Annotated in this window: 23 protein-coding genes; 16 read left to right on the forward strand and 7 right to left on the reverse strand. The window is 53.1% G+C overall.

The window, feature by feature from the left end:
- Nucleotides 1-638: 638 nt before the first annotated feature.
- On the reverse strand, nt 639-1,634 hold the full coding sequence (locus tag LAQ58_RS00900) for an ROK family protein (RefSeq protein WP_224448744.1): 996 nt from the start codon (nt 1,632-1,634) through the stop codon (nt 639-641).
- A 171-nt stretch (nt 1,635-1,805) separates the two neighbouring features.
- Here LAQ58_RS00900 and LAQ58_RS00905 point away from each other — a divergent pair, with 171 nt between their 5' ends.
- From LAQ58_RS00905 to LAQ58_RS00915, 3 genes are all read left to right on the forward strand, one after another.
- Nucleotides 1,806-2,828: a nucleotidyltransferase family protein gene (locus LAQ58_RS00905; protein ID WP_224448745.1), complete on the forward strand. Its 1,023-nt coding sequence runs from the start codon at nt 1,806-1,808 to the stop codon at nt 2,826-2,828.
- 241 nt (nt 2,829-3,069) lie between these two features.
- Nucleotides 3,070-3,798, forward strand: coding sequence for a UTP--glucose-1-phosphate uridylyltransferase AglF (gene aglF / locus LAQ58_RS00910; RefSeq protein WP_224448746.1), 729 nt, complete (start codon nt 3,070-3,072; stop codon nt 3,796-3,798).
- A 255-nt stretch (nt 3,799-4,053) separates the two neighbouring features.
- Nucleotides 4,054-4,554: a hypothetical protein gene (locus LAQ58_RS00915; protein ID WP_224448747.1), complete on the forward strand. Its 501-nt coding sequence runs from the start codon at nt 4,054-4,056 to the stop codon at nt 4,552-4,554.
- 217 nt (nt 4,555-4,771) lie between these two features.
- Here the strand turns inward: LAQ58_RS00915 and LAQ58_RS00920 are convergent, their stop codons facing one another.
- Nucleotides 4,772-4,951: a hypothetical protein gene (locus LAQ58_RS00920; RefSeq protein WP_224448748.1), complete on the reverse strand. Its 180-nt coding sequence runs from the start codon at nt 4,949-4,951 to the stop codon at nt 4,772-4,774.
- 408 nt (nt 4,952-5,359) lie between these two features.
- On the opposite strand from LAQ58_RS00920, the gene LAQ58_RS00925 reads away from it, so the two are divergent.
- The 3 genes from LAQ58_RS00925 to LAQ58_RS00935 all read left to right on the forward strand — a co-directional run bounded on the left by LAQ58_RS00925 (nt 5,360) and on the right by LAQ58_RS00935 (nt 7,015).
- On the forward strand, nt 5,360-5,659 hold the full coding sequence (locus LAQ58_RS00925) for a hypothetical protein (RefSeq protein ID WP_224448749.1): 300 nt from the start codon (nt 5,360-5,362) through the stop codon (nt 5,657-5,659).
- A gap of 302 nt (nt 5,660-5,961) precedes the next feature.
- Nucleotides 5,962-6,252, forward strand: a complete 291-nt coding sequence (locus tag LAQ58_RS00930) for a hypothetical protein (protein WP_224448750.1) — start codon at nt 5,962-5,964, stop codon at nt 6,250-6,252.
- A 298-nt stretch (nt 6,253-6,550) separates the two neighbouring features.
- Nucleotides 6,551-7,015 carry a hypothetical protein gene (locus LAQ58_RS00935; protein WP_224448751.1) on the forward strand — a complete coding sequence of 155 codons (465 nt, stop codon included), beginning with the start codon at nt 6,551-6,553 and terminating at the stop codon, nt 7,013-7,015.
- Nucleotides 7,016-7,380: 365 nt separating this feature from the next.
- On the opposite strand, the gene LAQ58_RS00940 is transcribed toward LAQ58_RS00935, so the two are convergent.
- The gene (locus tag LAQ58_RS00940; RefSeq protein ID WP_224448752.1) at nt 7,381-8,217 is read right to left on the reverse strand and encodes an alpha/beta fold hydrolase; all 837 of its coding nucleotides are present in this window, start codon (nt 8,215-8,217) and stop codon (nt 7,381-7,383) included.
- A 962-nt stretch (nt 8,218-9,179) separates the two neighbouring features.
- Between LAQ58_RS00940 and LAQ58_RS19035 the strand changes: the two genes are divergently transcribed.
- The gene (locus LAQ58_RS19035; RefSeq protein WP_224448753.1) at nt 9,180-9,731 is read left to right on the forward strand and encodes a metal-dependent hydrolase; all 552 of its coding nucleotides are present in this window, start codon (nt 9,180-9,182) and stop codon (nt 9,729-9,731) included.
- Between the two features lie 257 nt (nt 9,732-9,988).
- Here the strand turns inward: LAQ58_RS19035 and LAQ58_RS00950 are convergent, their stop codons facing one another.
- The gene (locus tag LAQ58_RS00950; protein ID WP_224448754.1) at nt 9,989-10,360 is read right to left on the reverse strand and encodes a hypothetical protein; all 372 of its coding nucleotides are present in this window, start codon (nt 10,358-10,360) and stop codon (nt 9,989-9,991) included.
- A gap of 1,403 nt (nt 10,361-11,763) precedes the next feature.
- Here LAQ58_RS00950 and LAQ58_RS00955 point away from each other — a divergent pair.
- Nucleotides 11,764-14,025, forward strand: a complete 2,262-nt coding sequence (locus LAQ58_RS00955) for a PAS domain-containing sensor histidine kinase (protein ID WP_224448755.1) — start codon at nt 11,764-11,766, stop codon at nt 14,023-14,025.
- 213 nt (nt 14,026-14,238) lie between these two features.
- Nucleotides 14,239-14,925 (forward strand): hypothetical protein, encoded by a 687-nt coding sequence (locus LAQ58_RS00960; protein ID WP_224448756.1) that lies wholly within the window; start codon nt 14,239-14,241, stop codon nt 14,923-14,925.
- A 141-nt stretch (nt 14,926-15,066) separates the two neighbouring features.
- Here LAQ58_RS00960 and LAQ58_RS00965 read toward each other — a convergent pair whose 3' ends face one another.
- Nucleotides 15,067-16,107, reverse strand: a complete 1,041-nt coding sequence (locus tag LAQ58_RS00965) for a FixH family protein (protein WP_224448757.1) — start codon at nt 16,105-16,107, stop codon at nt 15,067-15,069.
- 175 nt (nt 16,108-16,282) lie between these two features.
- On the opposite strand from LAQ58_RS00965, the gene LAQ58_RS00970 reads away from it, so the two are divergent.
- From LAQ58_RS00970 to LAQ58_RS01000, 7 genes are all read left to right on the forward strand, one after another.
- Nucleotides 16,283-18,847 carry a PGF-pre-PGF domain-containing protein gene (locus LAQ58_RS00970; RefSeq protein WP_224448758.1) on the forward strand — a complete coding sequence of 855 codons (2,565 nt, stop codon included), beginning with the start codon at nt 16,283-16,285 and terminating at the stop codon, nt 18,845-18,847.
- Nucleotides 18,848-19,054: 207 nt separating this feature from the next.
- A complete protein-coding gene (locus LAQ58_RS00975) occupies nt 19,055-19,816 on the forward strand; it encodes an ABC transporter ATP-binding protein (RefSeq protein WP_224448759.1) in 762 nt (253 codons plus the stop codon).
- Nucleotides 19,817-19,937: 121 nt separating this feature from the next.
- A complete protein-coding gene (locus LAQ58_RS00980) occupies nt 19,938-21,047 on the forward strand; it encodes an ABC transporter permease (RefSeq protein WP_224448760.1) in 1,110 nt (369 codons plus the stop codon).
- On the forward strand, nt 21,044-22,276 hold the full coding sequence (locus LAQ58_RS00985) for an ABC transporter permease (protein ID WP_224448761.1): 1,233 nt from the start codon (nt 21,044-21,046) through the stop codon (nt 22,274-22,276). Before LAQ58_RS00980 ends, LAQ58_RS00985 begins: the two co-directional genes overlap by 4 nt.
- 66 nt (nt 22,277-22,342) lie before the next feature.
- Entirely contained in the window at nt 22,343-22,618 is a 276-nt protein-coding gene (locus tag LAQ58_RS00990) for a DUF8044 family membrane protein (protein ID WP_224448762.1), read from the forward strand.
- Nucleotides 22,619-22,687: 69 nt separating this feature from the next.
- The gene (locus tag LAQ58_RS00995) at nt 22,688-23,707 is read left to right on the forward strand and encodes a DUF4350 domain-containing protein (RefSeq protein ID WP_224448763.1); all 1,020 of its coding nucleotides are present in this window, start codon (nt 22,688-22,690) and stop codon (nt 23,705-23,707) included.
- Complete coding sequence (locus LAQ58_RS01000; protein ID WP_224448764.1) at nt 23,700-24,677, forward strand: AAA family ATPase; 978 nt, start codon at nt 23,700-23,702, stop codon at nt 24,675-24,677. The genes LAQ58_RS00995 and LAQ58_RS01000 overlap by 8 nt, the downstream gene beginning before the upstream one ends.
- A 108-nt stretch (nt 24,678-24,785) precedes the next feature.
- Here the strand turns inward: LAQ58_RS01000 and LAQ58_RS01005 are convergent, their stop codons facing one another.
- Together LAQ58_RS01005 and LAQ58_RS19245 are read right to left on the reverse strand one after the other, a co-directional pair.
- On the reverse strand, nt 24,786-25,661 hold the full coding sequence (locus tag LAQ58_RS01005) for a bZIP transcription factor (protein ID WP_224448765.1): 876 nt from the start codon (nt 25,659-25,661) through the stop codon (nt 24,786-24,788).
- A complete protein-coding gene (locus LAQ58_RS19245; protein WP_484494506.1) occupies nt 25,658-26,188 on the reverse strand; it encodes a DUF8163 family membrane protein in 531 nt (176 codons plus the stop codon). Before LAQ58_RS19245 ends, LAQ58_RS01005 begins: the two co-directional genes overlap by 4 nt.
- Between the last annotated feature and the right edge of the window lie 2 nt (nt 26,189-26,190).

The raw sequence follows: 26,190 nt of genomic DNA on the forward strand, positions 1-26,190 counted from the left end.
GAACACGGAAATCAAGAAGAGAACGAATTGGGATAAGCCTCGGTTAGAGGTTTGCACCACATTCAGGACACGTCGTTAGAATCGACATCGAAAGCATCCCGGTTTTCGCTCGAGAGATGGTCGCCCCACAAACTCGGCACTGAAGCCCCTTAGAATCCGTCTTGCGTTCCTCGGTATCATTGCTGACCATGGACTTCTGAGAAATTCAACCCTTCTGATATAACCCTTTCTCCAACGATGAACCTGCAGATAGGCAAATCCTACAGTCTCCCACAGGTATCGCGAGGGTTGGTAGCACGGCTATTACTATACGTGTATACGGTGTGTAGAGGAATATGGGAATCAGACGTCGGCTCGTGCTCTCGTTCAATCGGTGGCTCATCCGAACTGGCGTCGTCGACCACCCGTGGGCTGGAAAACCTCAACAGAAGCAGTCATTGAAAGCCACTCAGCGGGACTCCGAAGAGTCCGAACCAGAGTCTCCCATTTGGATCTCGGATCAAAGCCAAGGCTACAACCGTCGAGAGTGGCACTAGCAGAGCATTGAATTAATTCACCGACGAACCCAGCGCTCGTGGGAGTTTACGCTCAATTCTATGAAAGGGATCGAGCACTGTCTCGAAGCATATCTATAATCGTCAATCGACGACGGATTCGACGGCTGGAGCGATCGATTCGGTCTGTGAGAAGTCCGCAATCGCCCCATACAGTTCGATATCGGAACCAAGAGGCGTGAGCTCGATGGTTGGTGGGTCAGCAAGCACGTAGTCGTCGATGTGGTCTCGAATCCCAGCAAGCAACCACTCGGCGTTGTGCAACGCAACAGATCCACCCAACGTGATGAGCCCGGGGTCATACGCGTTTATGAGTGCACCGAGTCCTGCAGCGTTATAGCGAGCGATTTGGTCGAGACATCGCATCGCAAGCTCATCTCCGTTTTCTGCGGCTGCAAAGACATCAGGGGCAGACAACTCATCTGCATCTCGAAGAATCGAAGGCTGTGAATCACTTTCGAGAACTTTCTGGGCGAAGTTCGGGATTCCTCGGCCAGCACAGTATGCTTCCCACGCACCCTTGACACCTGAGCTTTCAAGCGTGCCATCGGCCTTGATAGGGAAGAGGCCAACTTCGGTCGCATATCCATGTTCACCTGTCACTGGGCGGCCGTCCTCAACGACGCCTGCTCCAATCCCCGTACCAAACGTTACGTGTGCCACACAGGAGTAGCCACGACCATCGCCGAATTGGGATTCACCAATCGCAGCAGCAGTGCAATCGTTTTTTACGGTCAAGGGAAGCCCGTAGGCGTTTTCGACTGCTACTCTCAAATCGATATCGTGGAGCGTCCGTCCGTCAGCAGTGTCGAACTCACGGATGACCCCTTGGTCTGTATCCACAAGCCCGGTCGTCGACACCGACACCCCAGTAATGGGATTCGGAGAGTCGGTCCGAACTCGCTCAACGATCTCGACTACTTGTGCTTCTAACTCGTCGGCTCTCGTTGGTTCGGCAGAGACATCGTGTGGGCCATGGGTAGTTCCACGACCGTAGCGAACCCGTGTACTTCCGATGTCAATGGCGACGATATCGGCCGCGAAATTCATAGAGAAGATGACTCCGTTTGCGATAATCACTATGAGTTGCCTACAAGCGTCCCAAGCGCTTAGCCCTCACATAATCACCCAGGTAGCGGCCGAACTGTCAACTCTCAGCCGGCGATCTGGGCCTATACAGGCACATGACGTATAGAGAGAAATGTCGCCCACTTAGAAAAACAAATGCCCAAGCGAAAACATGGCAGTGATATGCAAGCAATTGTACTCGCAGGAGGGTATGCAACCCGCCTCTGGCCACTTACCAAAGACCGCCCGAAGATGCTCCTTCCCGTCGGTGAAACGACGGTCATCGACGAGATACTCGCTGACCTCGAAGGCGACGAGCGAGTTTCTGATGTCTTCATTAGTACGAACGAACGTTTCGCACCGACCTTCGAGACACATATCGAAGAATCCGACTTCGAGAAACCGCAGCTCTCCGTCGAGGAAACCGTTGAAGAAGACGAGAAGTTCGGTGTCGTCGGCGCACTCACCCAACTGATTGAACGTGAAGGCCTCGACGAAAACGACGAAGGTCTCCTCGTCGTTGCTGGCGACAACCTCTTTAGCTTCAACCTCTCGTCGTTCGTCGACGAATTCAAAGAAAACGAGGCACCGACGCTCGTCGCCTACGATGTCGAGTCCCGAGAGAAGGCGAAAGCGTACGGCCTCGTCGAACTCGACGGTGACCGTGTCGTCAACTTCCAAGAAAAGCCCGAAGATCCAAAGAGTACGCTTGTCTCGATTGCCTGTTATGCCTTCCCCGCAGACGTCCTCTCACAGTTCGACGAGTACCTTGCAGGCGACAACAACCCAGATGAACCTGGTTGGTTCCTTCAGTGGTTGCAGGCTCGCCAAGCCGTCCACGCGTTCACATTCAGTGGTGCGTGGTTCGACATCGGAACAGCAGTCGGGTATCTCGAAGCCGTCGACTGGGCACTTGGCGGCGAACCACTCATCGCCGATGACGCCATAGTCGAATCGTCGCATCTCGAAGGCAGCGTACAGGTGCTTTCTGGCGCGACAGTGGCCGATTCGACCCTCTCGAGGTCGGTTGTGTTCCCGGAGGCTACGATCTCAAATGCGACGATCCACGATTCAGTCATCGATACCGAAGCGGAAATCGAGAACCTCGAATTATCCAAGAGCGTGATCGGGCCCTACTCACAGATCACCACTGAATCAACTGAAAAGAGGTCTGACGACCAAGAGACAGAGGCTGTGACAAAATAGCGATCGCTATCAATACTGTGGCAACAGCGTAGAGGCACTCACAATTTCTGATTTCATGCTATGTACGCTCTGTGAGTGAAAACGAAAGCGAAGCGTAGCGTACGAAACTTAAAAAAATACTGACGCGCATTGGAGAGATGGTAGAGACCGGACCCAAAGAAGGCCCAGATATTGATATAGAACAAGTGAACACTCAAACTTGGTGAAAAGACTTACATATCATTAGTTCGGGGTGTGGAGTATGAAGGCAGTCGTCCTCGCAGCAGGCAAAGGAACGAGGCTCAAGCCGCTTACCGATGATAAGCCGAAGGGTCTCGTCGAAGTCGACGGGGAACCTATTCTCACGCACTGTTTCGAGAAACTCGCACACCTCGGGGCAGACGAGTTCATCGTCGTCGTCGGACACAACAAAGAACAGATTATCAGCTACTACGGCGACGAAGTCCAGGGCGTCCCAATCAAGTACGCTCACCAGCGTGAACAGAAAGGATTGGCGCACGCACTCCTCACCGTCGAAGAACACATCGACGACGATTTCGTGTTGATGCTCGGCGACAACATTTTCGAGGCAAACCTCGGAGATGTCATGCGACGACAGCAAGAACAGCGCGCTGACGCCGCGTTCCTCGTCGAAGAAGTACCATATGAGGAAGCAAGCCGCTACGGTGTCTGTAACACAAACGACTACGGTGAGATCACGGAAGTCATCGAGAAGCCAGATGAGCCGCCGACGAACCTCGTGATGACTGGCTTCTACACGTTCTCTCCGGAGATTTTCCACGCCTGCCACCTCGTTCAACCCTCTGACCGTGGCGAATACGAAATCACCGACGCAATCAATCTGCTCTTGCAGAGTGGCCGTACGATTGACGCACTCCGTATCGATGGCTGGCGCGTCGACGTTGGCTATCCGGAAGACCGCGATGAGGCTGAACGCCGTCTGCAGGAAGAAGCCGCACTAGCAGACTAAGCCGAGAGCAGAACGGCGCTGTTTCTTTCGCAACCTCTGTCTGAACCGCAGAAAATTAGTTTTCCACCTCATCACTCACAGTAGTGGTTCTTAACGGCTACTCCGTCGAATCCAGTAAGCGAATGTCTCAAATGTAGCACCTTGCAACTTCTATCTCTGTAGTTTGAGGCGACCCACCCCGATTTGAAAGCCGATAATCATCGAGCAAAGGTTTATCACCCCTGTTTTGAGTAATCATATTGAAATCTCACTACTATGGCCATAACCGAGAATCTCACAAAAGTACTTCCGCGAACCAATAGTGAAATTGACCTCGAAATCACAGCTGAGGGGTCTGCTGGCGAGAAAATCAGTGTACACATTTCGGTTCCAGACGTCACCCTTTCAAACAGCACTACCACCCGATACCGAACGCATCGCTTCGGAACCAATGGATTCTGGTTCGAAACGATGGAAGACGCCCTTCGAGGAAGTTACTACACGCTGAAGCCAGTCGTACGCAAATCTGAAAGCGGGAGTATCTCCCTTCACGGGGGGTTGGTTACGTTTGAATACTACCACGACGCCCAAATTGGCGAGACCGTTGCAGACATTCTCAAGCGAGTAGATGAGGGAATCGTTCTCGAAAACAGAAGAAAGGCAGTAGAGAACCAAGAGGGGGAAACCACACAACAAACAGTTATCGAGGATATCGTCACTGAGATTGGGACAAGAGACCTCACAGAGCGACTTTCACGTGGAAAGATACGGCAGTGAAGGTTCTCAAAGGGGCTGTCGGATCGAATTGGAACCCAGTTCTGAAATGGTAGTGTTCGTGAATAGAGACAAAAGGAGGTCAATTGTATTGTCTGAGTCTTAACCAACAGCCTGAACTCTCGCCCGGTATCTGTTGGTTGAGACTGGCTTCTACCAATCTTCGAAGAGTGAGCTCGAATCGTTGGACTCGACTTTGAGGATCAACAGGACCTCTCCATTATCTCGACTCACCCACGAGGAGTCCGATCATCAGTTCCACAACACCGCCAACGGATGCCCACAAAAGAGGGTTTCCGTCACCGACCAGACTGAAGACGACGCCAATACCTGCTCCAAGCGCACCGACGATTCCCGTACGATCATCAAAGTCGAGGCTCAGCACGTCTTGGGTTCTCATATAGTGAACTGAACAGCGTTTGTGGACGTAAGCATGCCGTCACCGGGCATGACCCAGCCCATCGCTGATTCGCAGGGTTGCAGAGAGCGTATTTTACCTGATATCGTATCTAGAGTGCGCAGATTTCACTAGAACAAGTGGGTGTATATGGCGCTCCAATTTCTCGCACTAGTTAGTCAACACATTTTTATCTGTAATCAGTGGATGGTGAATGACATGCGAGTTACAAGACGTGGTCTTCTCCTTACAATTGGCATACTCTCTGGGGGGCTCGCCGGGTGTACTGCACGCGACTTTTCGCGTCCAGTTGATCAATATAAAAAAGGAGCTGACCTTTCGGGCCCACGTCCTGGTGGCGCAGAACCCATCGCAGTGGGCGAAATCACCTCGGTTAATCGCGATGAATTAGTGAAGACTGAGGCCGCATCGATCGGGCTTAAAGCGGTCAGACGGGTAGTGTTGGAACGCCTAGGCGTTTCTAATGTTGGCAGCGGTGTCAGTTATCCAGTTGGTGGTCCTATCATCTCAATTCATATCGGGGAGGTCTACGATCACGACGGAGAAATCGTGTCTGAGCAAGTAGCCCCGTTCAAAGAGGTCGTCGAGGTCACACCGTCGGCTGTGACTGTACCGCTCGAGGTCGCTGGAAAGCGAGTGAGCCATACGATTCCTGTCGAAGTCGAAGAGACGACAACGTACTTCCTCTGAAACACGAGCCCTAAACTTCTCTCCCGATCCAACTTCCTCAGATTCGATAATATTCAGGTCACGTCCCTCTTGGAATCTTCGATTAATGAATTCTGAGACGCCTATTCCGAGGAGTGTGAGTGCAAAGAGCGAACTGATGATGACTCCATATTCTATCGCGGTCATACTAGTTCGGGTCCTCGACAACGGCGACCGCGCCAAGATGGACCGACCGAGTGACCAGCTGGAGATGCGGTGATGCAGGCAACCACGCCCGTCTAGGAGGAGGGCACTTGTGAGGACCGTCGCGACCGTACCACAAATTGCTCCGAATCGTCCGGTTGAACACCGGCGGGATGCAGCGGTCAACCATCTCGCTCGGTGGTGTGCTCACGGTCGCTGGTCACGCCGATATCCTGTCGAGGAAAGCGGAATTGTCGATTTGTGCACCCGTCGACAACGACGACCTCCTAAAGTTCGACGGTCGCCTCGCCCGGACCGACACCAAGTCGCTGCGTGAGGTCCTCGTAGAGGAGTCCGGTCGGGACGAAGAGATGCGGAAAGCACTTTTAAAACGGTGCAACCAGCTGCTCGAGGGGATGAAGAATGACTAAGGGTGACGAATGGCGCTTGGTCCGGACCCTGACGATGAACGCTACCGTGAGACAGTTGAGCTGTTCTATCCGACAGACGAAGTTCTCGGCCAGTAACCGCATATCAGGTTGCTGACTCACTCAAAGTCACCCCCAAGCCGCTCGTCGACATCTTCGTCGACTTGCCGACAATAAAGAACTCTGCCGGATCGTGATTTCTCGAAGTCCGATCTATGTTTCTTGTTAAGCAGATCGACGTAGTCATCAGAACACTATACCAATCGGTATATTCATCATGTCCGAGATATACAGATTGTATATGGATGACCTTGTTGAGCCAGTCGTTGTTGAAGAGTTTGAAAATGCTCGCGTTGTGGAGGTAGGCGAAACATCGTACTATCTTCCGAATGAGATCAGTAAGTCTGTGGTGGCCGGAGCTCCGAAAAATCTTCAGGACTCATACGAAAACCTCGAGCACTTCACCCGGACCAAGGATTCAATGCGTGATCCAACACGCCGTGCGATTTACTGGGCGAAATTGCAAGAACGGGCGGATGATACTGAAAATAGATTCCCACTCAAATACGACCAAGCGATCAGGAATATCGAGATAGCCGAGAGAATCAGTATTCCGTGGTTGGTCGCCAAGATGGGTAGCCAAGCCGTTTTGTCAGCCTATTTGGCAGCCCATGGGAAGCCCAATTCATTCCTCGCCGAGGCTTTAGAAGTGAGCGAATCAACTATCAGTCAATATTTAAGCGACTTCAAAGCTGATCGTCGTTGATGTTTTGAGTTTTCAGAAAACGTAGATGTCGGTCGATCTGAACTCGGTGATATAGAACTGGGCCTTCAGAGCAGGAACTTTGAGAGTAATAGCTCTTTGATCGCCAGACTTGGTGGGAGCTATAGCCTCTCTATTCAGTAGGTATCTTCTGACGGCTTCTGAGCAGGTTTCAGTAGCCGTGCTGAATACAGTGCGCGAATGCAGCACGAGATTCGGCTCAATCTACGAAAGGGGCGATCGCTCAGGAGAGGTAACGTAGTTGCCGGCGCGCCAATCGGGTTATCAGCTATCTCTCAAAAAATGGCACATCACGTTTCGAAAGACTCGAACGCGCTACAGGGGTCGTGTGGGACAACAATTATCGCTTAGTCTACTTCGTTGATGAAGGACAGAACCTCGTCGGTGTAGCGGTCTGGTGAGACGAGATGCACCGCATGTCCACATCCCTCTAAGTTAGCGAGCCGACTGTTCGGCATCATTTCGTGGAGTCGTTCGGCCATGCTTTTGTGGGGGCTCTCATTCCCGACGAGCAGTAACGTCGGGGTGGATAGCTCTTCAAACGGTGTGAGATCCCACCAGTCGAACTCTCCGGCAACTTCCAACTCGGGCAGGAGGGTTTGATGGAATGTATCCACGTGGGCGTCCCATACCGGTGATGAGCGAAGCTCGTTAAGTTCATCCGGCGTGAATTTCGCGAAGTCGCTGACGACCATCGTGAGCGCCTGCTCGTTCTGTCCCTTGTCTAACAACGCAATAGTCTCTGCCATCGTCTCTTTGAGAATGGCTCTAATGTCCTCGTCGGGCGGGGCAGCAGGCTCGTGCGGGATTACGCTACGGAGATTATCGGTTCGTAGGGCCGCCCATAAAGCATAGTTGGCTCCTGAGGAATGACCAAGCAGGTGGACTGGGTCGTCGATCGACTCGACGACTGCGACCACGTCGGCAATCTGTGCGTCCGGACTACAATCGTCAGAAGATGAGCTGTCGCCGTGATTCCGTCGGTCCATGGCGTAGACCGTAGTATGTTCTGCGAGCGAAGAACGGACGTCTCCGAGTTCCCATATCGAACGATCAAACATAGCCCCGTGGACGAGGACGAGCGGCGGCCCACTTCCCGACCACTCGTACGCAATTTCAGTCCCATCTGCGGACGTAACTGTCGCTATCTCTTTTTCTTCATCCGGCTCTGGGGTTGTAGCCATGTGACTTCTCCTTTGCAGCGTCTCACTCAACGTATTTCGACCCCTACGCAGCTGCGCTGCGAGTGCTGCCTCCCTTACGCCACCTAATATGTTAAATGCTATCATCAACCATAATTCGGATGAGTTACTTTCGTCTCTGCGTCACGAGAAAGAGGAACTTTAGTCGGTGAGGCCGAGTTGTTCGAGCAGTTCCATGGGTCTCCCGACACGTGGTTGTTTACCAAATCTCACACACCTAAACAATTAGCCATACCACTATTACTTGAACAGTGACTACTCTGTAGTGGCGAGTAACGCTCCCCGAGTCATCACTCGCTTGTGAGGTACCCCAAAAAATGGTGTGTCAGACCTGAGAGAGAGAGAACGCAGTGGTGTGTCAAAACCTACGCTTTCTCGTGGGGAGATATCTATAACTCCCTATGAGTGGAGAGTACACCCTATTGATATAAACTTGTTTGAATATGTCGTTCTTTGCCACTATTGTGAGCGAGACCGCTCCGTTACAGAAGCAGAGTTGGTAGCAAGCAAGGTACTCGACCGTCCAGATAGCTCGACGGATCTAGCCGGGCTCACTGACGGTGGCCGTCATGCGGTCTATTCATCCTAACAACGCCACCTCGACACCACGCACTCCCAGTACAGCGTCCCTTAGTGCCAACCCGAATTGAAACGAGGGGCAAAGGGGAGAATCCCTCGTAATATGGCGCAGCTGTCAACACCGGAATGATGCCCTTATGATGGATTTCCCGAGCGAAGGCATCAGTTCCGAAGCGCCGACAACCAAGTAGGTGGTTCACGACGATTTCAATAATTGTTCGCACTCGCCACTACGAGTGAATATTATGCAAAATGTCGTATAACCCAACGCAGGAATTGGCGCCAATCGATACTTTGGGGTTGAAGAGAAGGTGCTGGTAACTTGTTCCAGAAGATGTATGTCATAGACTCCAAAGTTTCAACCAATGTGGCCTTGGGGACACGCAGCGTTAGGATATCTCTTGTATCGACTCTGTAGTTGGCAGCGCGAGTGGCGTCTCTCGGATGGGCCTGTTATCGCCCTCGCAATCGGGACACAGTTTCCGGATCTCGTCGACAAACCACTTGCGTGGACGTTTGGCGTTATCCCCTCTGGGCGCTCGCTCACTCATTCGCTCATTTCTGCTGCGATCGTTCTCGCCATCATACTCTACATAACCCGAAAAAGGAACCGTGAGCCGCTTGGAATTGCATTTGCCGTTGGCTATCTGGGACACTTACTCGGGGATGCACTCGTTCCACTTCTCGAGTTAGATTTCGTCTTTTTACGGTTTCTAGCGTGGCCACTGTATCCACCACCGCCGTATGAGTCAGACTCAAGTTTTCTCGCTCATCTCCAGAATATAGAAATGACTTCGTTCTTCATGCTCGAGCTACTCATATTCTGTATCGCCGTCGTCATCTGGATCTACGATGGATATCCTGGGCTTCAGAAAGGTAGACAACTACTGAGTCAAGTCTTCCCAAAAACAAAATAACTCTCTCTAATTAAAGGAGCGTGCCGATAGCGTCAAGGAACTCTTAGAAGTCATCTTCGCCTGCTTGTTTGGCGATGCTCTGGAGCGTTCCGATGTCGAGTTCGCTGTGGAGTGGATGATGACTGTCTGCTTCTCGTTCGTCTTGGGATGTACGTAGCGCAGTTTGACGTAGCTCCCCGTTTGACCGATACGACGGAAGTGCCACTTTTGGAGAGCTTTGATGATTTCATTGCCCGAATTGGTTCTCCGTTCCACGTCTACATTGACGTGTCCCGGAACTCTGGATGGAGCCAATCGAACCCGTCCGTGAGCGTCGAAAGCCACTGCTCAAAGTCGTCGTTCGTCTCTTCGTCAGCGTCACGCCAAATCTGGATCCCGTTTTCTCCGTCGACGCCGTCGACGTCGAACGGTGATATCGACACGAACCCAGGTGTAAAACTCCACCAGTAGACCGCGCGACGTCCACCGTCGGTGAGCCCAACCAGGTGTGTTGAACTGTATGCTCGCCCGAGTACGTTGCTCGCCATTACCTCTGCATCCTCGACGGAGCAGTCTCGCAGTCTCTCGATTTCCATAGCGAACTCTTCGAGAATCTCCACAGAATCGACTGGGACGAGCTCCTTGTTCATACGTGTAGGTTGGGGACTCAGTTGATATACCTCAGCCACGCATGGTGGAACTGAAAGTGGTCGAACGTTGCAAGCGACGTTTTCGACGAATACTATGAGACTGCAGAACACCGCGGGCCGACGTGTCTGGCGGGCGAGATCGGGGACAGTTCGTTTGACGAAGTGAAGAAGGGAGTCTCTCGACGCATTTTATAGAGTATCCGCAAACGTAGTAGGTACGAGTCCGACCAGCGCGCTCTCGGCGGTTTGGTAATTACACTCAGAAAAAGGCCACTGAAGAGGAAACTCAGACAGCATTATATGCGGTGGAGGGACTTACTACGTATTGGAGTAGCGGCACTCCCCCACGGGAAAACGTCGGTTCTGACACACCACTGCGGCCCCGTGGGTCTGACACACCACCCCATTTTGGGATGCCTCTGAGACGAGCATCTGCTCAGTGCAGCTTACTCGCCAATAGAACAATATCCTTTGATATGCATTAGTGACCTTCCTAAGCCTATAGGTGTGTGACAGATTCACAAAGGCATTGTTTCGAGTATCATTTCTACAGAAGACCTGGTAGAGCGCCTGAGGCTTGACCTCGAGTGAGTTCACGAGTGAGGCCATGCTCCATCAAGCCCACGCGCACTATTGCTTACCTCCAGAGCACAGTCTTTCACCTGAGGATGCCCTGCCGACGACTGTTAGCGCTGCCTCTTCGTACCCTTGTCAAGGTCGCTTACTGACGAGGTTTCTGTGTGACCTCTAAGAGACCGTCGCGGCGAGCAGTAGACGCTTGAGGTTGACCGGCGAGTATGAGTACACACACCAAAAAGTTCAATGAATATTAAATTAAGATAGATTTAAATGTAAGAATATCCATAGTACATACTGGAGTACCAGAGCTCCCCCATGGGAAACCGCTGGTCCTGACACACCGCCGCGGGCTCCCATGGGTTTGATACACCGCATTTGCGCTCCCTCTGAGGCGAACATCTGCTCGGAGTTGCATCACTCCCTCACGGCACGTTGGTCGTCGGGGACGCAACTGTCACTGTGCCATCTGACGGAGCGATATCCGGTCCGGTCTACGTCATCGGCGGCAAGCTGCGAGTTGAGGAGATGGTGCAAGGAAATGTGACGCAATTCGCCGGATCGCCCGTTGTGAACGAGAATGCATCGATCGACGGAGAACTTCAGCACCTCGGTGGAAGTGAAGCGCTAGCAGACAAAGCGGCTGTCGCCAAGCGGAATACCGTCAAAATCTAACCCGCCAATCCCCATCCGATCGCCGCATACACCTCGGTCGTACTGACGACCCTGTCGAAGCAGATGTCTAGTAGTGAAGATCGATTCAATACTCTAACTGTATTGTCACCGGACGGCATGGGTTTATTATTGCCAGCCACGAGCACGTAGCTATGAGTAGACGAGCGAATGCTGTAGACGGAGCGTTTTGGGCTGACGCTGACGCTGAAGATGACGAAGAACTCCAACGATTCCGCACGCTCGTCAACACCGTCAACGACGGTATCTACCAACTCGATACGGCTGGCCGCTTCACTGCAGTTAATGATACCATCGTAGAGATGACCGGTTACTCCCGAGACGACCTTCTCGGCGAGCACGTCTCTCTCGTCCTTGAGGAAGCCGATATCGAACAACTTCGACAGGCGATTTCTGAGTGCCTTTCGACGAAGCATGAACTGAACCATACATTCGACCTTACTGTTCGAACGGTCGATGACGAGCCGATACCCTGTGAGCTTCGGCTAAACGTCCTTCTCGAAGAGGGGAACTTCGATGGAACCGTCGGAATCGTTCGTGAGATCACCGACAGAAATCACACGAAACAACAGCTCAGAGAGCACGAGCAGCTCCAACGCGAACGCGATCTGACCGACCAAATTCTCGAGACGAGTCCGATCGGTATCCAAGTACTCGATTCAGACGGTGAAATCACGCGTATGAACGAGCGTCTCAAAGAAATACTCGAGATTTCGGACGACAAAGAAGACTCATATGAGCCATCGGATCGAGTCGTCTACGACGAGAGCGGAAATCGAATCCCGGCTACTCGTCATCCGTTCGCACACACATTACAGACGGGTGAACCAGTGTACGATCAGCGGTTCCATATTGAGCTTCCGAGCGGGGATCACTGCTGGCTCTCGATTCACGCTGCTCCTCTGTTCGATGAAACAGGCGAGATAGATCGCGTCGTAACGACCGGCGAAGATATCACCGATCTCAAAAAGCGAGAACGGCAGCTCGAACGACGACAGCGAGCGCTTGCTACGGAACTAAATGAAATCTATGGTCGCATAACTGACGGGGTCATCGCTGTGGACGAAGAGTGGGAATTTACATATGCCAACGAGACCGCAGCGGAGATTCTCGGAATTAGCGAAGACGAACTCATTGGTCGAAACATCTGGGACACCTTCCCAGAGTTCACCGATACCGAATTCGAGAAGCAGTACCGAAAAGCGATGCAAACCCAAGAACCGGTTTCGATAGAAGAATATCTTCCACCATATGATAGCTGGTTCGAAGAACAGGTTTACCCGTCGGAAACGGGGCTCTCAATCTACTTTCGGGACGTTACTGAGCACAAAGAGCGTGAACGTGAACTCAAGAAGTCCGAACAACGATATCGAACGCTCGCAGAGTGCTTTCCGAACGGGCTCGTAACCCTGTTCGACGACGACCTGACGTACACGTTAGTGGCTGGACAGGGATTCGACCGCATTCCAGTTGAGCCAACCGATTTGCAAGATAACAAGGCAGATACTGTCTGGCCTGATGAAACGTGGGACGCCCTCGAACCTGCATTCGAGGCCGCACTCGATGGCGAGGAACGAGCGGTGGAACTCTCGTACGCGGGCCGCGAATGGGTTCTTCACGCAGTTCCAATCACCGACGGGCAGGGTGATGTCTTCGCCGGAATGACGATGGCTCAAGACATCACCGAACGAAAAGAGGACAGACGAAAACTCGAGAAAACAGTTGAGCGACTCGAGCAGTTCGCCTATGCAGCCAGCCACGACCTTAAGGAGCCCCTTCGGATGGTCTCGAGTTACTTGCAACTACTCGAGCAGCGCTACGAGGACGTCCTCGACGAGGAGGGAGAAGAGTATCTCGAGTTTGCCGTTGACGGTGCTGATCGAATGAGCGAGATGATCGATGGACTGCTCGCATATTCTCGTGTCGACATGCCACGTCGCTCGCTTGAGAAGGTCAACCTCGAAATTATCCTCGACAACACACTCGAGAATCTTCGGATGCAGATAGAGCAGGCTAATGCGGACATCACGAGCGATGACCTCCCCTGCGTACAGGGAGATAGAAGCCAACTACAGCAGGTATTTCAGAATATAGTAGATAACGCACTCACGTACAGTGGAGACGAGCCACCGCAGATTTACGTCGAAGTTGACCACCGAGAAGGAGAAGTGGTACTCTCGATTCGAGATAACGGCATCGGGATTGATCCGAAAGATCAAGATCAAATATTCACGATTTTCAATCGGTTACACAGCCGTCATGAGTATGATGGAGCGGGTATCGGGCTCGCGCTCTGCCAACGCATCATCGAACATCACAACGGAGACATCTGGGTTGATTCGGTTCCTGGAGAGGGGACGACGTTCTCGTTTACGCTTCCGGCAGCAGAGGAATAATGTGAACTACCCCACCCTACCGCTCGCCTGACGGCTCGAGCTTGAGGGTAAACAACTACTTCATCTTCGATTTGTTGTACATAACCGAATAGAAGACACTCAAAATATTAGAACAATACGCACTCTGCCATATTCAGAAAGATTATAAACTACCGATTGGGCAGTCTACGTGAAGGCTGACATGTGTTCGACAAATTCGAAAGCCACGGGTAAATGATCGAACTCGTACTCACCGCAGTGGGACTTGGAGTTGCAGGACTTGATCCCACGAAGGCATTGGTCGCTGCCGGAGCGCTTAGCGGTGGGGCTCGTAAACAGGACGTAACCCTCTATGGACTCATCTCGATTGTCGGCACACTCATCTCCGGAACAGTGCTGTCAGTCGTTCTCGGCCCCCGTATCGCCGAACTCGACTGGACGCTCTTTGTCCCGAGTGACCCAGTGACTGCTACACTTGAGGTTGGACTTGGACTCGGCTTTCTGATCTGGGGACTCATTCGCATCCAGAACTCCGCTACTCAAACATTCAGCTCACGTGCGCTCCGCGGAACGAGTCTACCAGCCCTCGTCGGGCTCGGGATGTTCTTCGCACTCACCGCGTTCATCGATCCGATGTTTGTCTCACTGATCGTGGTCGCGAGCCGGGAGACCTCTCTGTGGTCGGTTATTGCTGCTCACTCGGTTTGGATAGTCGTCTCGCAAGCCCCACTCGTCGTACTTCTCGGCGCAATTCTCTGTGGGAAACACGAACGAGTGGTAATAGAGTTCCAGTCGCGGTGGAGACGACTCCGCCCTGTCGTCGCTCGCGCGGTCACAATCGCGCTCTTCGTCGTTGCGACGGTGTTGCTCTCGGACGCTGTCTGGTGGTTCTTCACTGGCGAATTCATCCTCAAAGGCTGAAGCGTGTACTGATCCACCTGCAAACTGCACGAATCCCTCGGTGGAAGAGATGCACTATCGTTCTTGCTTAGCTGAAACAACTGAGTATGAAAAACGTTTGTGGGGGAGAGAAAACAGGGACTGCTACAGAATTGTGGAAGGCTATCGACGCGTCAGCCACAGTCCGCAGCTTCCAAGCAATGCAACGATGGCGAGGACACTTGAGAACCCTGGTGTCGTCGTACTCGTTGTTTCGCTTGCCACACTTGAGGTCTCGTTCGGCGTAATCACATCGGACATCGTCTGTGTCGAAGTTGCAGTCGGAGAGGTTGTACTCGTCGTCGACTCCGTGGGCACCTGTGTCGTTTCGGTGGGTGTCTGCGTCGATTCCGTTGGCGTCTCTGTCGCAGACGAGGTTGTCTCCGAATCATCTGACGATCCGTCTTGGGAGTTCGATGACCCATCTCCATCGTTCCCACCCGCATCGTCGTTAGTCGGTTCGCTCACTGAGAGGGCTTGTGTCTGCGTGAGTGCGAGGAGTTCTTTTTGCCCGTTGTAGGTGTCGGTTCCACGGACGTTCGCATAGACGTTGTAGGACCCACTTTCGTCAAGTGTCAGAGAGGCAACGTACTCGTCACCTTCTTTAGTCGCAGTGACTGTCTGTGTCTCAGACCCTTTTGCGACAATAGCAACCTCCACTTCGCTCATCTCGGGGGCATTTTGCCGTGGCGAAACATCGACAGTCATCTCGACAACATCGCCAGCAGTGGCTGATTCAGGAGTAGACAGTGAGATGTCGTAACCATTTATCACGACAGGGTGAATCTTTTCAAAGTCTCCTTCTGGCCCGAAGATGGCGACGATATACGAACCTGGCGTCAGTGAATCCGTCTCAAACGTGACGCTACTGGTACCTGATTGTTCACTACTTTTATCGATGATCTGCTTGTCACTGTTGTAGAAATAGACCTTGTATGATTCACCACTTGGTCCAAAAGTGTCTACGACAAGTTGTTCTCCGGGATCAACAGGTGCGATTTTAGAAACGTCGTAGTCTGTGCCTGCGAGTGTGATCGTCCGCTCTGGGACATCAACGCTGTCCTGGACGGTAATTGAGTAGTCTGGGTTGTCTGCAACGACAACAGCACCTCCTGAAAGTAACAGGAGGACAGAAAGCAAGAGACCGCCGACACGTGCGTACATACAAATGATACCTGTGTTACCTGCTTGAAAACTATTCCGTTAGCTAATCTCGTGACATTAGAATACTCTCTATCGGTCAGTAACCTTGGTGTCGCTACTTTATCTAACTTAAGAACCTACCGGATTTTATATGTTAACCGCAAATGATATCAGCCAATAAAATATACTGCTCTTAATGACAGTTCGTTTTAGGAAAATAAGTGCTGTCTGTCTTGCGATTCTCATGGTGGTTTCCACGATGGGAGTCCAAGGCGCCGCAGCAATCGGAGGTCCAAACTCCGCTTCGCTGGGGACTGACGCAGCACTCTCCGGTTCAGATCAACATATCGCTGAATTGGATGACGAGAGTATAGGCATAACAGATAGTGTGAGTGTTTGGGAGTACGCTCCCTTCTCAATGCGGACGGGGGAGTATGAAGGAGCAGTCAACGTCAATGTTCCCTCTACGACGATGAGCATCGATGGAATGGATGTTCCAGTAAACAAGGGGGTCGTCTCTACGTACGAACCGGGCGACCAGATTAATTTCGAGTTCCGAACGCGAGGTGGCGTTGTTGATACCTCCTCGTTGGCGGGTGAAGACGCCCAGTTGGTCGTTGTAAAGTTGAACTCCGACCTCAGCAGTGAAGATGCTGAACAGCTGCTCACGGAGGACACTGATAGTGACTTCCCACAGACCGTCAACGACAATGCGGCCTCTGTTGAGGTCATCTCGGACCTCACCGTGGATGAGAATGGGGAACTGTCTACCTCATACACGCCAGACGAAGCTGGTCATTATGCGTTCTTCCTTGCACACCCGACCAGCGGAGATGGTTTCAGCGAGACCGGCGGCGAACTCTCACTCTCGGGAGAGGCTCGAATAATTGGGATGGAAGCAGTCCCCGTCCAGCTCACCCGCTCGAACACGTATCTCGTTGACGAAAACGACGAGAAAATCCCTGAGGGAGAAAACGGAGATATCTATGCAGACCCCGGTGAGACGCTGCGGTTCAATGCTGACTCCAGATTCGCTTCTGAAGGCGTTAATCCGGATTCGACCGAACACATGATCGTCGTCTACGAGCGCTCTGTATTCGAAAACAGCAATATCGACATCGATGTCACGAAAACCGCAGACGGCGAATCAATCGAGGAAATCACCGCAACGAGCGACATCACGTCGGCGAATGGTGTTGTCTCGATTGATGACGACGCGACGATGTTCGACTCTGTGGGAGATGGTGAACTGAATCCGACACTCACTCTCACGAGTGCAGGGGAACTCGCTTCCGGAGACGGAACTGCCGGCGATGGCAAAGAAATCGACGCGTCGATGACCGCGATTTCTGGTGACCAATCGGAGTTCATCGATGTCGAAACCAAAGACGGTTGGAGCGAAACGAAGTACGTCTGGATTCACGTCGCTGTTGGCGATACTGCTGACCAGTTCTCCGTCGACCAAGGGACAATCTGTATGCGCCCCGATGAGGAGAGCTGTTACGACGAGAGTGAGAACACGCCGCCGACAATCGACGACATACCAAACCAGACGGTCACGGAGGGTGAGACAACGACTGTCCCAGTGACTGCATCTGACGATGATGGCGACGACATCTCGCTGTCGGTTGACGGACCTGAGTTCGTGAGCCTCTCGAACGGCGAACTGACAATTGCTCCGAAAACCGGTGACGTACGCACCTACATGGTCGACGTTACTGCCGATGATGGAAACGGTGGTACGGCGACCACAACGTTCCGACTTACTGTGAAGAAAGCAACCCCTGTAGGCGGTGGCGGCGGTGGTGGCGGTGGCGGTGGTCCACCAAGCGATGACGATGAGGATCGCGGTCCCGACCGCATCAAGGCAAAACAGAACGGTGATCGTATGACTGCCAGTACTGGTACGGTCTTCGGCGGTCAAACGGTCGGTTTCGATGTCGACAACGGCGGTTCGCTCAAGAACTTCGACATCACGATGAAGAATACGGCGAAGGGATTCAACGTCGAGTACGCTGACCTCGACGCCCAGCCAAACAACGTTAAAACACCACCAACCCCGGCCGTTCGGTTCTTCGAGGTAAACGCACACGGCCTCTCCGATGACGACATTGACAACGTCAAATTCAATTTCCGGCTCGACAGCTCGGAACTTCCAGATGGAATTTCGCCTGACGATGTCCGACTGCTCCGGTTCCACAACGGCGAGTGGCAGACGCTCGAAACAACCCATCGTGGCGGGGACAATTACCGCGCAAAATCGCCCGGATTTACGGTCTACGCCATTGGCTATGAAGAGCCTGGCCAGCCGGCATTCGCACTCAGTAATCCGTCGCTCGCAGACTCGACTGTAACGGTCGGGCAGACGACGGATGTCTCTGCGAGTGTCGAAAATACTGGTGACGCGACCGGGACGTATACGGTCGAACTCACCGCTAACGGCGAGGTCATTCAAACGCAAGATGTGACCGTTCCTGCTGGCGAGAGCAAAGATGTGAGCTTCTCGGTTGCGTTCGACGAAGCTGGTGAATACGATCTCGGGATCAACGGTGAGAGTCTCGGACTACTTACCGTTCAAGATGAACCAGTCGACGAAGTCGACGACGGAGACGATAGTGACGACGGTGACGATGGTGACGATACCGGAGGAAGCCTTCTCAGCGGTCCGGTTATCCTCGCATTGGTCTTGATTATCATTGTGATTGGAGCCTCCGTTGTGATTGCGGTAAAGCGCGACGAGCTCGAAGAGTTGCTTAAATAACGGTCACCTCGCGCTCACAGCGAGGGTTTCCGAAGAGGAATATTCTGAGTGCGCGTTTCTTCGACATCACGCACACCCATCTGGTGGTTCGCCAATTCCATTGTGCCGAGTTGATTCAAAATCAAAAATGAGAATTCTCTTATTGGCTTTCCGAATGCGACATCCACGTCGGATACCTTTTTGTATCAGCCCTGAAAGTCGCGTACAATGAGAATAGCGGATCGGACGACGTCTACTGTCCCCCAGACGTCAGAGAACACACCTGTTGTACGCTGTGAGAGCGTCACTCGCACATACACACGCGGTGGCTCCGGACGGGTATTCGGCAGAAATAGAACTGCCCAAACGGTTACTGCCGTTTCTGACGTCTCACTTACCGCCCATCGTGGCGAGCTTATCGGCATTGCTGGCCCAAGCGGCAGTGGGAAATCGACGCTTCTCCATCTGCTTGCCGCCCTTGATGTTCCTACGACGGGCACGGTTACGATCGACGGTGAGGATATCTCGACAAAAAGTGAACGCGCACGAGGGAGGCTTCGACTGCAGCATGTCGGCATTGTCTTTCAACATTTCTACCTCCTCCCAGCACTCTCTGCACGTGCAAATGTCGCACTTCCTCTCATCGAACTCGGATTGAGTCGCCAAGGGCGCAAAGAACGGGCCTCAACACTCCTCGAACGGGTTGGTCTAGGCGACCGTACGTCACATAAGCCGAGTGAGCTGAGCGGTGGCGAACAGCAACGCGTCGCGATTGCACGTGCACTTTCGACTGAGCCGAGACTGCTCATTGCAGACGAGCCAACCGGAGAACTCGATACAGAGACGGGCGCATCAATCTTGGATCTCTTCGAGGAGCTGACCGACGAGTGTGCAATACTTGTCGCTTCACACGACCCACAGACACTTGATCGGATGGACCGCATCATTCGACTCCAAGACGGCACACGCGTCGATTCCGAGCATGCGTAGGTCACGTCGGCTACAGCGTATCGGCGGTCTCATCACGCTTGCAGTTGCTCGAATCCGAGGGCGGTTAGCAACCGCTTCGAGTCGGGTTATATTCAGTGTCAGCGGTGTTGCGCTGGCAATTATGCTTTTGACGGTTGTGACTGGCGTCTCTCTCGGACTCGCCTCACAATCAGCAATACAGAGTGAGTCCGTCGATTATTGGATCGTCCCCGAGGAGACAGGGCAATCCTCACTTGCCGTTGAGGTCAGTGGCCCGCAACTCGGTGGTGTTCACGGTGCAACGACGCGGCTGAAAGCTGACGATCGGATAACGTATGCGACCCCCGTTCAGACGCATATCACACAGGTCGCTGGAGAAGACGGCACTCGTGAATACATTCTCCTCATCGGTGTGATTCCAGACGGCTCTGGGAGAGAGGTCGCAGGATTGTCTACAGCGGGGCTCACTCCGGGAGATCCATATTACGCAAATGGACGTTACAACGGCACGTGGACCGGTGATCTCGTCGTCAGTAGCGGCACTGCAGAGCTGCTCAACGGTTCGACAGGCAGTGAGTTCACCGTCTCAGAAAAGGGTACTTCGAGGACGCTCACAATTGCGAATGTCTCTGATGGAGGGGTTCAATCGGGTGCTGGAACACTTCCCGTTGGAATCGTCCATCTCGCAGAACTGCAAGCGGTATCTGGGAGTACGGGTGGTGACCAAGCACAACAAATTCTCGTTTCCACAACCGATCCGAGCGTCAAACCGAAGCTCTCCTCGCTATATCCCGGTACAGATGTGGTGACTCAAACCGGGTTTGCCAGTCGTGATATCTCCACATCGAATCTATCGCTTGCAATTGCACTGGCAGCGTTCGTAACTGCCCTCGTGACTGGGGTCCTTCTGGTAGGGACGATTATGGGACTCGAAATCCTCGCTGACCGATCAACTCTCGCACTCCTTGGTGCGATTGGATATTCAGATCGGTCTCGGGCGCTACTCATTCTCACCGAAACGGTGATTGTTACCCTTATCGGCGGATTTGTCGGTGTACTCCTCGGTGCGGGAGGGATTGCCGTCGTCAACTACCTGAGCGCGGATCTGCTTGGCGTTGAGTCGATCGCCCTGTTTGATCCCTTGATGTTCGGATATGGTCTCTGTGTAGCGGTCATTATCGGCCTACTTGCCGCACCATATCCCGTTTGGTTGAGTCGTCGAATCGAGCCAGTGGAGGGCCTCGAACAATGAGTTGGCTGAGCCGCCTTAGCGGGGGCTTCTCCGTTGCACTCGCACAGCTTCGACACGAGCGAATGCGGACCATTCTCGCCGTCGTCGGGCTCGCATTAGCAGTCCTTGCGGCAACACTCCTTGCAAGCGTCGGTGCAGGCGTCGTTACCACCGGACAGGAAAAGTTCGATTCTTCCGGTCGCGACCTCTGGATTACAGGTGGAACGGCACGATTTGCACCAGAAACCGCAGGAGGAATTGAAAACCCGGTCGTAAACTCCCATCAGTTATCCGATGAGCTAGAATCGCGCGAAGACGTCCGAACGGCCGAACCACTGGCGTTTCAGACGGTTTATGTCGGGACAAACACGTCCGAGTTTCAGACGTTTGTTGGTGTCGGTGGTCCTGCTCGCGGTGCCTCTGTACAGATTACCGAAGGTGAGGAAATCGAGCAGAAAGACATCCACTACGCAAACGGCACCTACGAGGGGCCGATGATTCATGAGGTGGTCATCGACGAACAGACCGCATCCATGCTCAACGTCTCCATCGGCGATACACTCTACATTGGGGGCACACTCGCAAGTGCACGACAGCACGAGTTCACGATCGTCGGAATCTCGCCTACCTACTCGAATTTCCTCGGCACACCAACCGTCACGATGCCACTTAGTGAACTCCAAGAAGTGACTGGGACAACCGGTGGTGACCGATCTTCACTGATATCTGTATCGTTGACGTCAGGGACGAATCCTGAGACAGTGGCTGCTGAACTCGAAGCACAGTATCCCGAATACACCATCCGGACGAACCAAGAGCAGTTCGAAGCCACACTGCAACGGCAAGCAGTCGTGATTGCAAGTGGACTTAGCCTCGTTGGACTGGCTCTCATTTCCGGTATTGCGCTGACGGTCAATCTACTGCTCTCGTTAGTGTACCAACAGCGACGTCAGTTCGCCGCCTTCCGAGCGCTCGGTGGCTCGACGGCCACGCTCTCGACAGTCGTCGTCATTCAAGCGCTCATACTGGGCATTTTGGGTGGCATAGTCGGCGTCGGGCTCACAATCCCGGCTGCAACGGTTCTCAATATTATCGCCGAACAGCTCGTTGGGTTCGAAGGTCTCGTACAAGCGTCCGATCGTGTGCTTCTTGCAGGACTCGTACTTGCACCAGTAATGAGCGTCATTGGGTCACTCACAGCAGTCTGGCGACTCAGCCAGCTTTCACCCCTCTCGCATCTCGACGCATGACTCACGAGACCTGTCCGTCAGAATAGAACGACACATTGGTATGTTCGCACTTACAGTCTCAGACACATGACGACGGTTCGCCGGGCACGATTCATCAACGCGCAATTAGCGTGGATGCTCGGTGTCGTACTCGTCCTGACGCTCTTAGACGCGCTCACACTCGAACTCGTCTTTGTTTGCTCGCTCATTGGGTTTCTCGTCATCATCGAACTCACCGCGCCTTTCTCTGTGACGCCACGGTGGCGACGCCGCCTCCGGTGGCTGATCGTCCTTGGACTTGCTGTCTTTGGATACATCGTCATTCAACGAATTCTCGAAATCCTGCCATCGGGGGTATTCTGAATGCGTATCCGTGGCCGCGAATGGTCGTATCCAGAACTGCTTGTCGGTGCCCTCGCTCTCTGTCTGTGTGTGACTGCAGTCTTCGCTGCAAGCACCTCCGTAGCAGCCTTCGGGATTTACAACAGCGCGTGGGATGGAACCTCGCAACTGCAAACGCTCGCCGAAGACACTGATACTGAAGCGACAGTCATACTGAACACGACTGATTACGAAACCGCCTCGTCGAATACAACGGCATTTATTATCTCTCCAGATACCCGCTATAGCGCTCAACAGACCGCCAGAGTCCAGGCGTTCGTTGAGTCAGGGGGGACGCTCGTCGTGGCTGAAGACTACGGAACACACACCAACCCATTGTTAGCCGATCTCGGCGTGTCAGCCCGAATTGACGGCCGTCCCCTTCGTGATGAACAAGAATACTACCGGTCGCCAGCGATGCCGATTGCGACGAACGTTTCTGAGTCTCCATTCACAACCGGCGTTGAGCAACTGACGCTGAACCATGGGACGGCCATTTCGGCGAATAACTCGACTGTCCTCGCGAGATCTTCGGAGTTCAGTTATTTGGATACCACGCCGAATGGCCAGTTAGACGACAATGAGACGCTGCAAGAACGGCCAGTCATCGTCACTGAACAGCGAGGGGAGGGTCGAGTTATCGTCGTCTCCGATCCGAGTATCTTCATCAATTCGATGGTCAATCGCCCAGGAAACGAGCAACTAAGCCGGAACCTACTCACCCAAACAGAGACCGTGCTGTTTGATTTCTCGAATGCAGCCCAGCAACCACCGTTGGCCGTGGCGCTCTTGACGATTCGGCAATCCGCGTTCTTACAGGCAGTGGTTGGTGTTGGGCTGATTGGGATCATTGGGGTCTGGGCGAAGCGTCCGTCGCTCACGACGTCTTTGAAACGTCGACTCACCCGACGAGCGCCCTCATACGAGTCGAACGATGATAGTCTCGAGTCTCGCCGTCGTGCGCTTGAATCGTATCTGACCCGCCAACACCCTGAGTGGGATCGAAATCGGATTCAGCGCATAATGACAGGAGTTTTAATGAATGACGCGCAGGAAGAAGATAATGAGTAGCATGAGTGCGGCGTCGTTTTATGAAGCCGTACAAGAGGAAGCAAATACGGTTCTCATTGGCAATACGGAGATTGTCGAACGTCTCACTATTGCGCTATTGACGGACGGACACGTTTTGCTGGAGGGGGTTCCTGGTGTTGCGAAGACGACGATTGCGAACGTGTTTGCTCGGACGAGTGGCTTAGATGTAAAGCGAATCCAGATGACGCCGGACATGGTTCCCGCAGACATCACGGGAACGAGCATCTATCGCGCTCAAACGGGTGAGTTCGAACGTCGAGAAGGGCCCATCTTCTCGAACGTCGTGATTGCAGACGAAATTAATCGCGCAACGCCGAAGACCCAGAGTGCACTCTTGGAAGCAATGCAGGAAGGGACGGTGAGTATTGACGGTGAGACGCGTTCGCTACCGGATCCGTTCCTCGTCGTTGCAACCCAGAACCCAATCGAGATGGAGGGAACCTTCGAGCTCCCGGAAGCCCAACGTGATCGCTTCCAGCAGAAACTCATCGTCGAGCTTCCCTCGAGCGATGTCGAACATAAGTTGCTCGACCGCATCGATCAGCGTTCGGAACTCCGTTCTGAGCAAGCAGACGTTGCAGTCACAAAAGCCGATCTCGAATCTGCGCGTACGGCTGTCGAGCAAGTGTACGTCGCAGACAAAATCAAAGACTACATTCTCGATCTCGTCGCTGAAACTCGGACCACACCTGACCTGGAGTACGGCGGGTCTCCTCGGGCATCGATTGCATTTCTCCGCGCGGCAAAAGCCCGCGCAGCAATTCATGACCGTGAGTACGTAATTCCAGATGATATCAAAGCATTAGCGCCGGCTATCCTCCAGCATCGACTCATCTTGAGTACTGAATCAGAACTCGGCGGTCGATCTGTCCAAGAGGTAATCGAGACAATCTTAGCGTCCGTCCCGCTTCCTGAAGACGTCGCAAAGAGCTCCCAACAGACTCGTTGAGCCAAGAAACGAAGTGGGGGAAGTCCACCGGTTGGTGGATCAATATGGGGTGGTGCCTGCTTCTCGCAAAGCAGTCACAAAAAGAGATTATCTAATATAGATATAATACTATTCATCTTTCATTTCGGTATCCCACAGGTAAATTGTAGTTAAGACGCCTGCATCGAACGTTGTTGTCGTGGAAACCGGACAGCCAAGACGAGCTGCAATGCCGACTGCAACAAAAGACGTAATCGGATGGTCGAACTGTGTCGCGCCATCATACGCTGGATTCGTACACTCGATTGTGAGCCGACCCTGAGACGCATCCGATGAATATTCAATTGCGGAGGCGAGCTCAAACGAATGCACTGCTGCGTCTGTAAGTTGCGAGACGTACTCATCGAACGAGGCCTCTGAAACAGAGACCGTCTCTGTGAACTCCTCGAACAGTAACTTTCCTGCTGGCGTAAACGCCACCCCACGTTCGTGGCCAGACTCTGAAACAACGAAGAACGACCGCAGTTCCTCGCGTGCAGGAAGCTGGTAGTCCGCATAGTGGGGAACAAACAACCGGATGTTCCCCGATTCAGTGCTTGGCAGATACACCATCTCATCGCTCAAATCAAGTTCAGAAACGACTGCCTGTTCATTTTGAACAAGCGCCGTATAGACACGCTCGCTCACATCGGCTGTGAGGACTTGCTCTGGGGTAAGATAGTACGTCAATACCGCACCAAACAATCCAATTCCAGAGAGGGCAATCAGGAGCTCACGGACGGTTGGCAACAAGAGACCAGCACCACCGGCTAGCACACCGACTCCTGCGAGTGCAATCGCGGCCCGTCTGTGTGTAACCTGCTTTGCGCGGCGTGTTTCGCGGCGAAGCCGCTTGTTTTCATGTCGCAGCAGTTCGACCTGTGCTTGCAACTCAACTGTCTCGTCACGTTCAGACGTTGACTCTGAATCGCTGCTCATCTCTGTCGTTCCAGTTGGTGTACTCACGCGTTCTCCTCCCCTCCAGCAAGACCGAGTCTCACCCGCTCATACCGATGCAGTCCGTACCCACACAGGACGATACTTGCAAAGACGATTGCAGACACCACAAGCACTGACGAATACCATGTGCTGAGAAGGACAATACCCCCAACGAATACTGCTACGACCACACCATATCGGAGTCCGATTGAGCCGATCGAACCGGGCACTGATCGCTGCAGCAGTGGCACCAATACGACGCTCAATCCGGTATGGAAGCCAAGAGAGGCGATAAGTGAGGCGTCCGAAGTGAGCGCAGTCAAGATGGCTGCGCCGATAGCGTACCCGACGAGTTCGTTCATGACTATGGCACTCGCAATAACGAAGAGTCCAACAGCCACACCGAGTACGCCACTGACAGCCCAAAACACAGCAACGACGGCACAAATGGCAACCATCGCCAAGCCACGTGACTGTGGGGTGAGCAAGCCACGAGCGCTAAATAGCGATTCGGTTCCCGAAACGGCCATTGAATCGAGTCTCTGACTCCGCATAG

This window comes from Haloprofundus salilacus, from assembly GCF_020150815.1.
Classification (GTDB): domain Archaea; phylum Halobacteriota; class Halobacteria; order Halobacteriales; family Haloferacaceae; genus Haloprofundus; species Haloprofundus salilacus.

Bases quoted from the DNA above. Each gene is read 5' to 3' on its own strand.
- LAQ58_RS00905 (WP_224448745.1), top strand. From the start codon at position 1,806: ATGCAAGCAATTGTACTCGCAGGAGGGTATGCAACCCGCCTCTGGCCA.
- aglF (WP_224448746.1), top strand. From the start codon at position 3,070: ATGAAGGCAGTCGTCCTCGCAGCAGGCAAAGGAACGAGGCTCAAGCCG.
- LAQ58_RS00915 (WP_224448747.1), top strand. From the start codon at position 4,054: ATGGCCATAACCGAGAATCTCACAAAAGTACTTCCGCGAACCAATAGT.
- LAQ58_RS00920 (WP_224448748.1), bottom strand. From the start codon at position 4,951: ATGAGAACCCAAGACGTGCTGAGCCTCGACTTTGATGATCGTACGGGA.
- LAQ58_RS00935 (WP_224448751.1), top strand. From the start codon at position 6,551: ATGGATGACCTTGTTGAGCCAGTCGTTGTTGAAGAGTTTGAAAATGCT.
- LAQ58_RS00940 (WP_224448752.1), bottom strand. From the start codon at position 8,217: ATGGCTACAACCCCAGAGCCGGATGAAGAAAAAGAGATAGCGACAGTT.
- LAQ58_RS19035 (WP_224448753.1), top strand. From the start codon at position 9,180: ATGTGGCCTTGGGGACACGCAGCGTTAGGATATCTCTTGTATCGACTC.
- LAQ58_RS00950 (WP_224448754.1), bottom strand. From the start codon at position 10,360: ATGAACAAGGAGCTCGTCCCAGTCGATTCTGTGGAGATTCTCGAAGAG.
- LAQ58_RS00955 (WP_224448755.1), top strand. From the start codon at position 11,764: ATGAGTAGACGAGCGAATGCTGTAGACGGAGCGTTTTGGGCTGACGCT.
- LAQ58_RS00960 (WP_224448756.1), top strand. From the start codon at position 14,239: ATGATCGAACTCGTACTCACCGCAGTGGGACTTGGAGTTGCAGGACTT.
- LAQ58_RS00965 (WP_224448757.1), bottom strand. From the start codon at position 16,107: ATGTACGCACGTGTCGGCGGTCTCTTGCTTTCTGTCCTCCTGTTACTT.
- LAQ58_RS00970 (WP_224448758.1), top strand. From the start codon at position 16,283: ATGACAGTTCGTTTTAGGAAAATAAGTGCTGTCTGTCTTGCGATTCTC.
- LAQ58_RS00975 (WP_224448759.1), top strand. From the start codon at position 19,055: ATGAGAATAGCGGATCGGACGACGTCTACTGTCCCCCAGACGTCAGAG.
- LAQ58_RS00980 (WP_224448760.1), top strand. From the start codon at position 19,938: ATGCTTTTGACGGTTGTGACTGGCGTCTCTCTCGGACTCGCCTCACAA.
- LAQ58_RS00985 (WP_224448761.1), top strand. From the start codon at position 21,044: ATGAGTTGGCTGAGCCGCCTTAGCGGGGGCTTCTCCGTTGCACTCGCA.
- LAQ58_RS00990 (WP_224448762.1), top strand. From the start codon at position 22,343: ATGACGACGGTTCGCCGGGCACGATTCATCAACGCGCAATTAGCGTGG.
- LAQ58_RS01000 (WP_224448764.1), top strand. From the start codon at position 23,700: ATGAGTAGCATGAGTGCGGCGTCGTTTTATGAAGCCGTACAAGAGGAA.
- LAQ58_RS19245 (WP_484494506.1), bottom strand. From the start codon at position 26,188: ATGCGGAGTCAGAGACTCGATTCAATGGCCGTTTCGGGAACCGAATCG.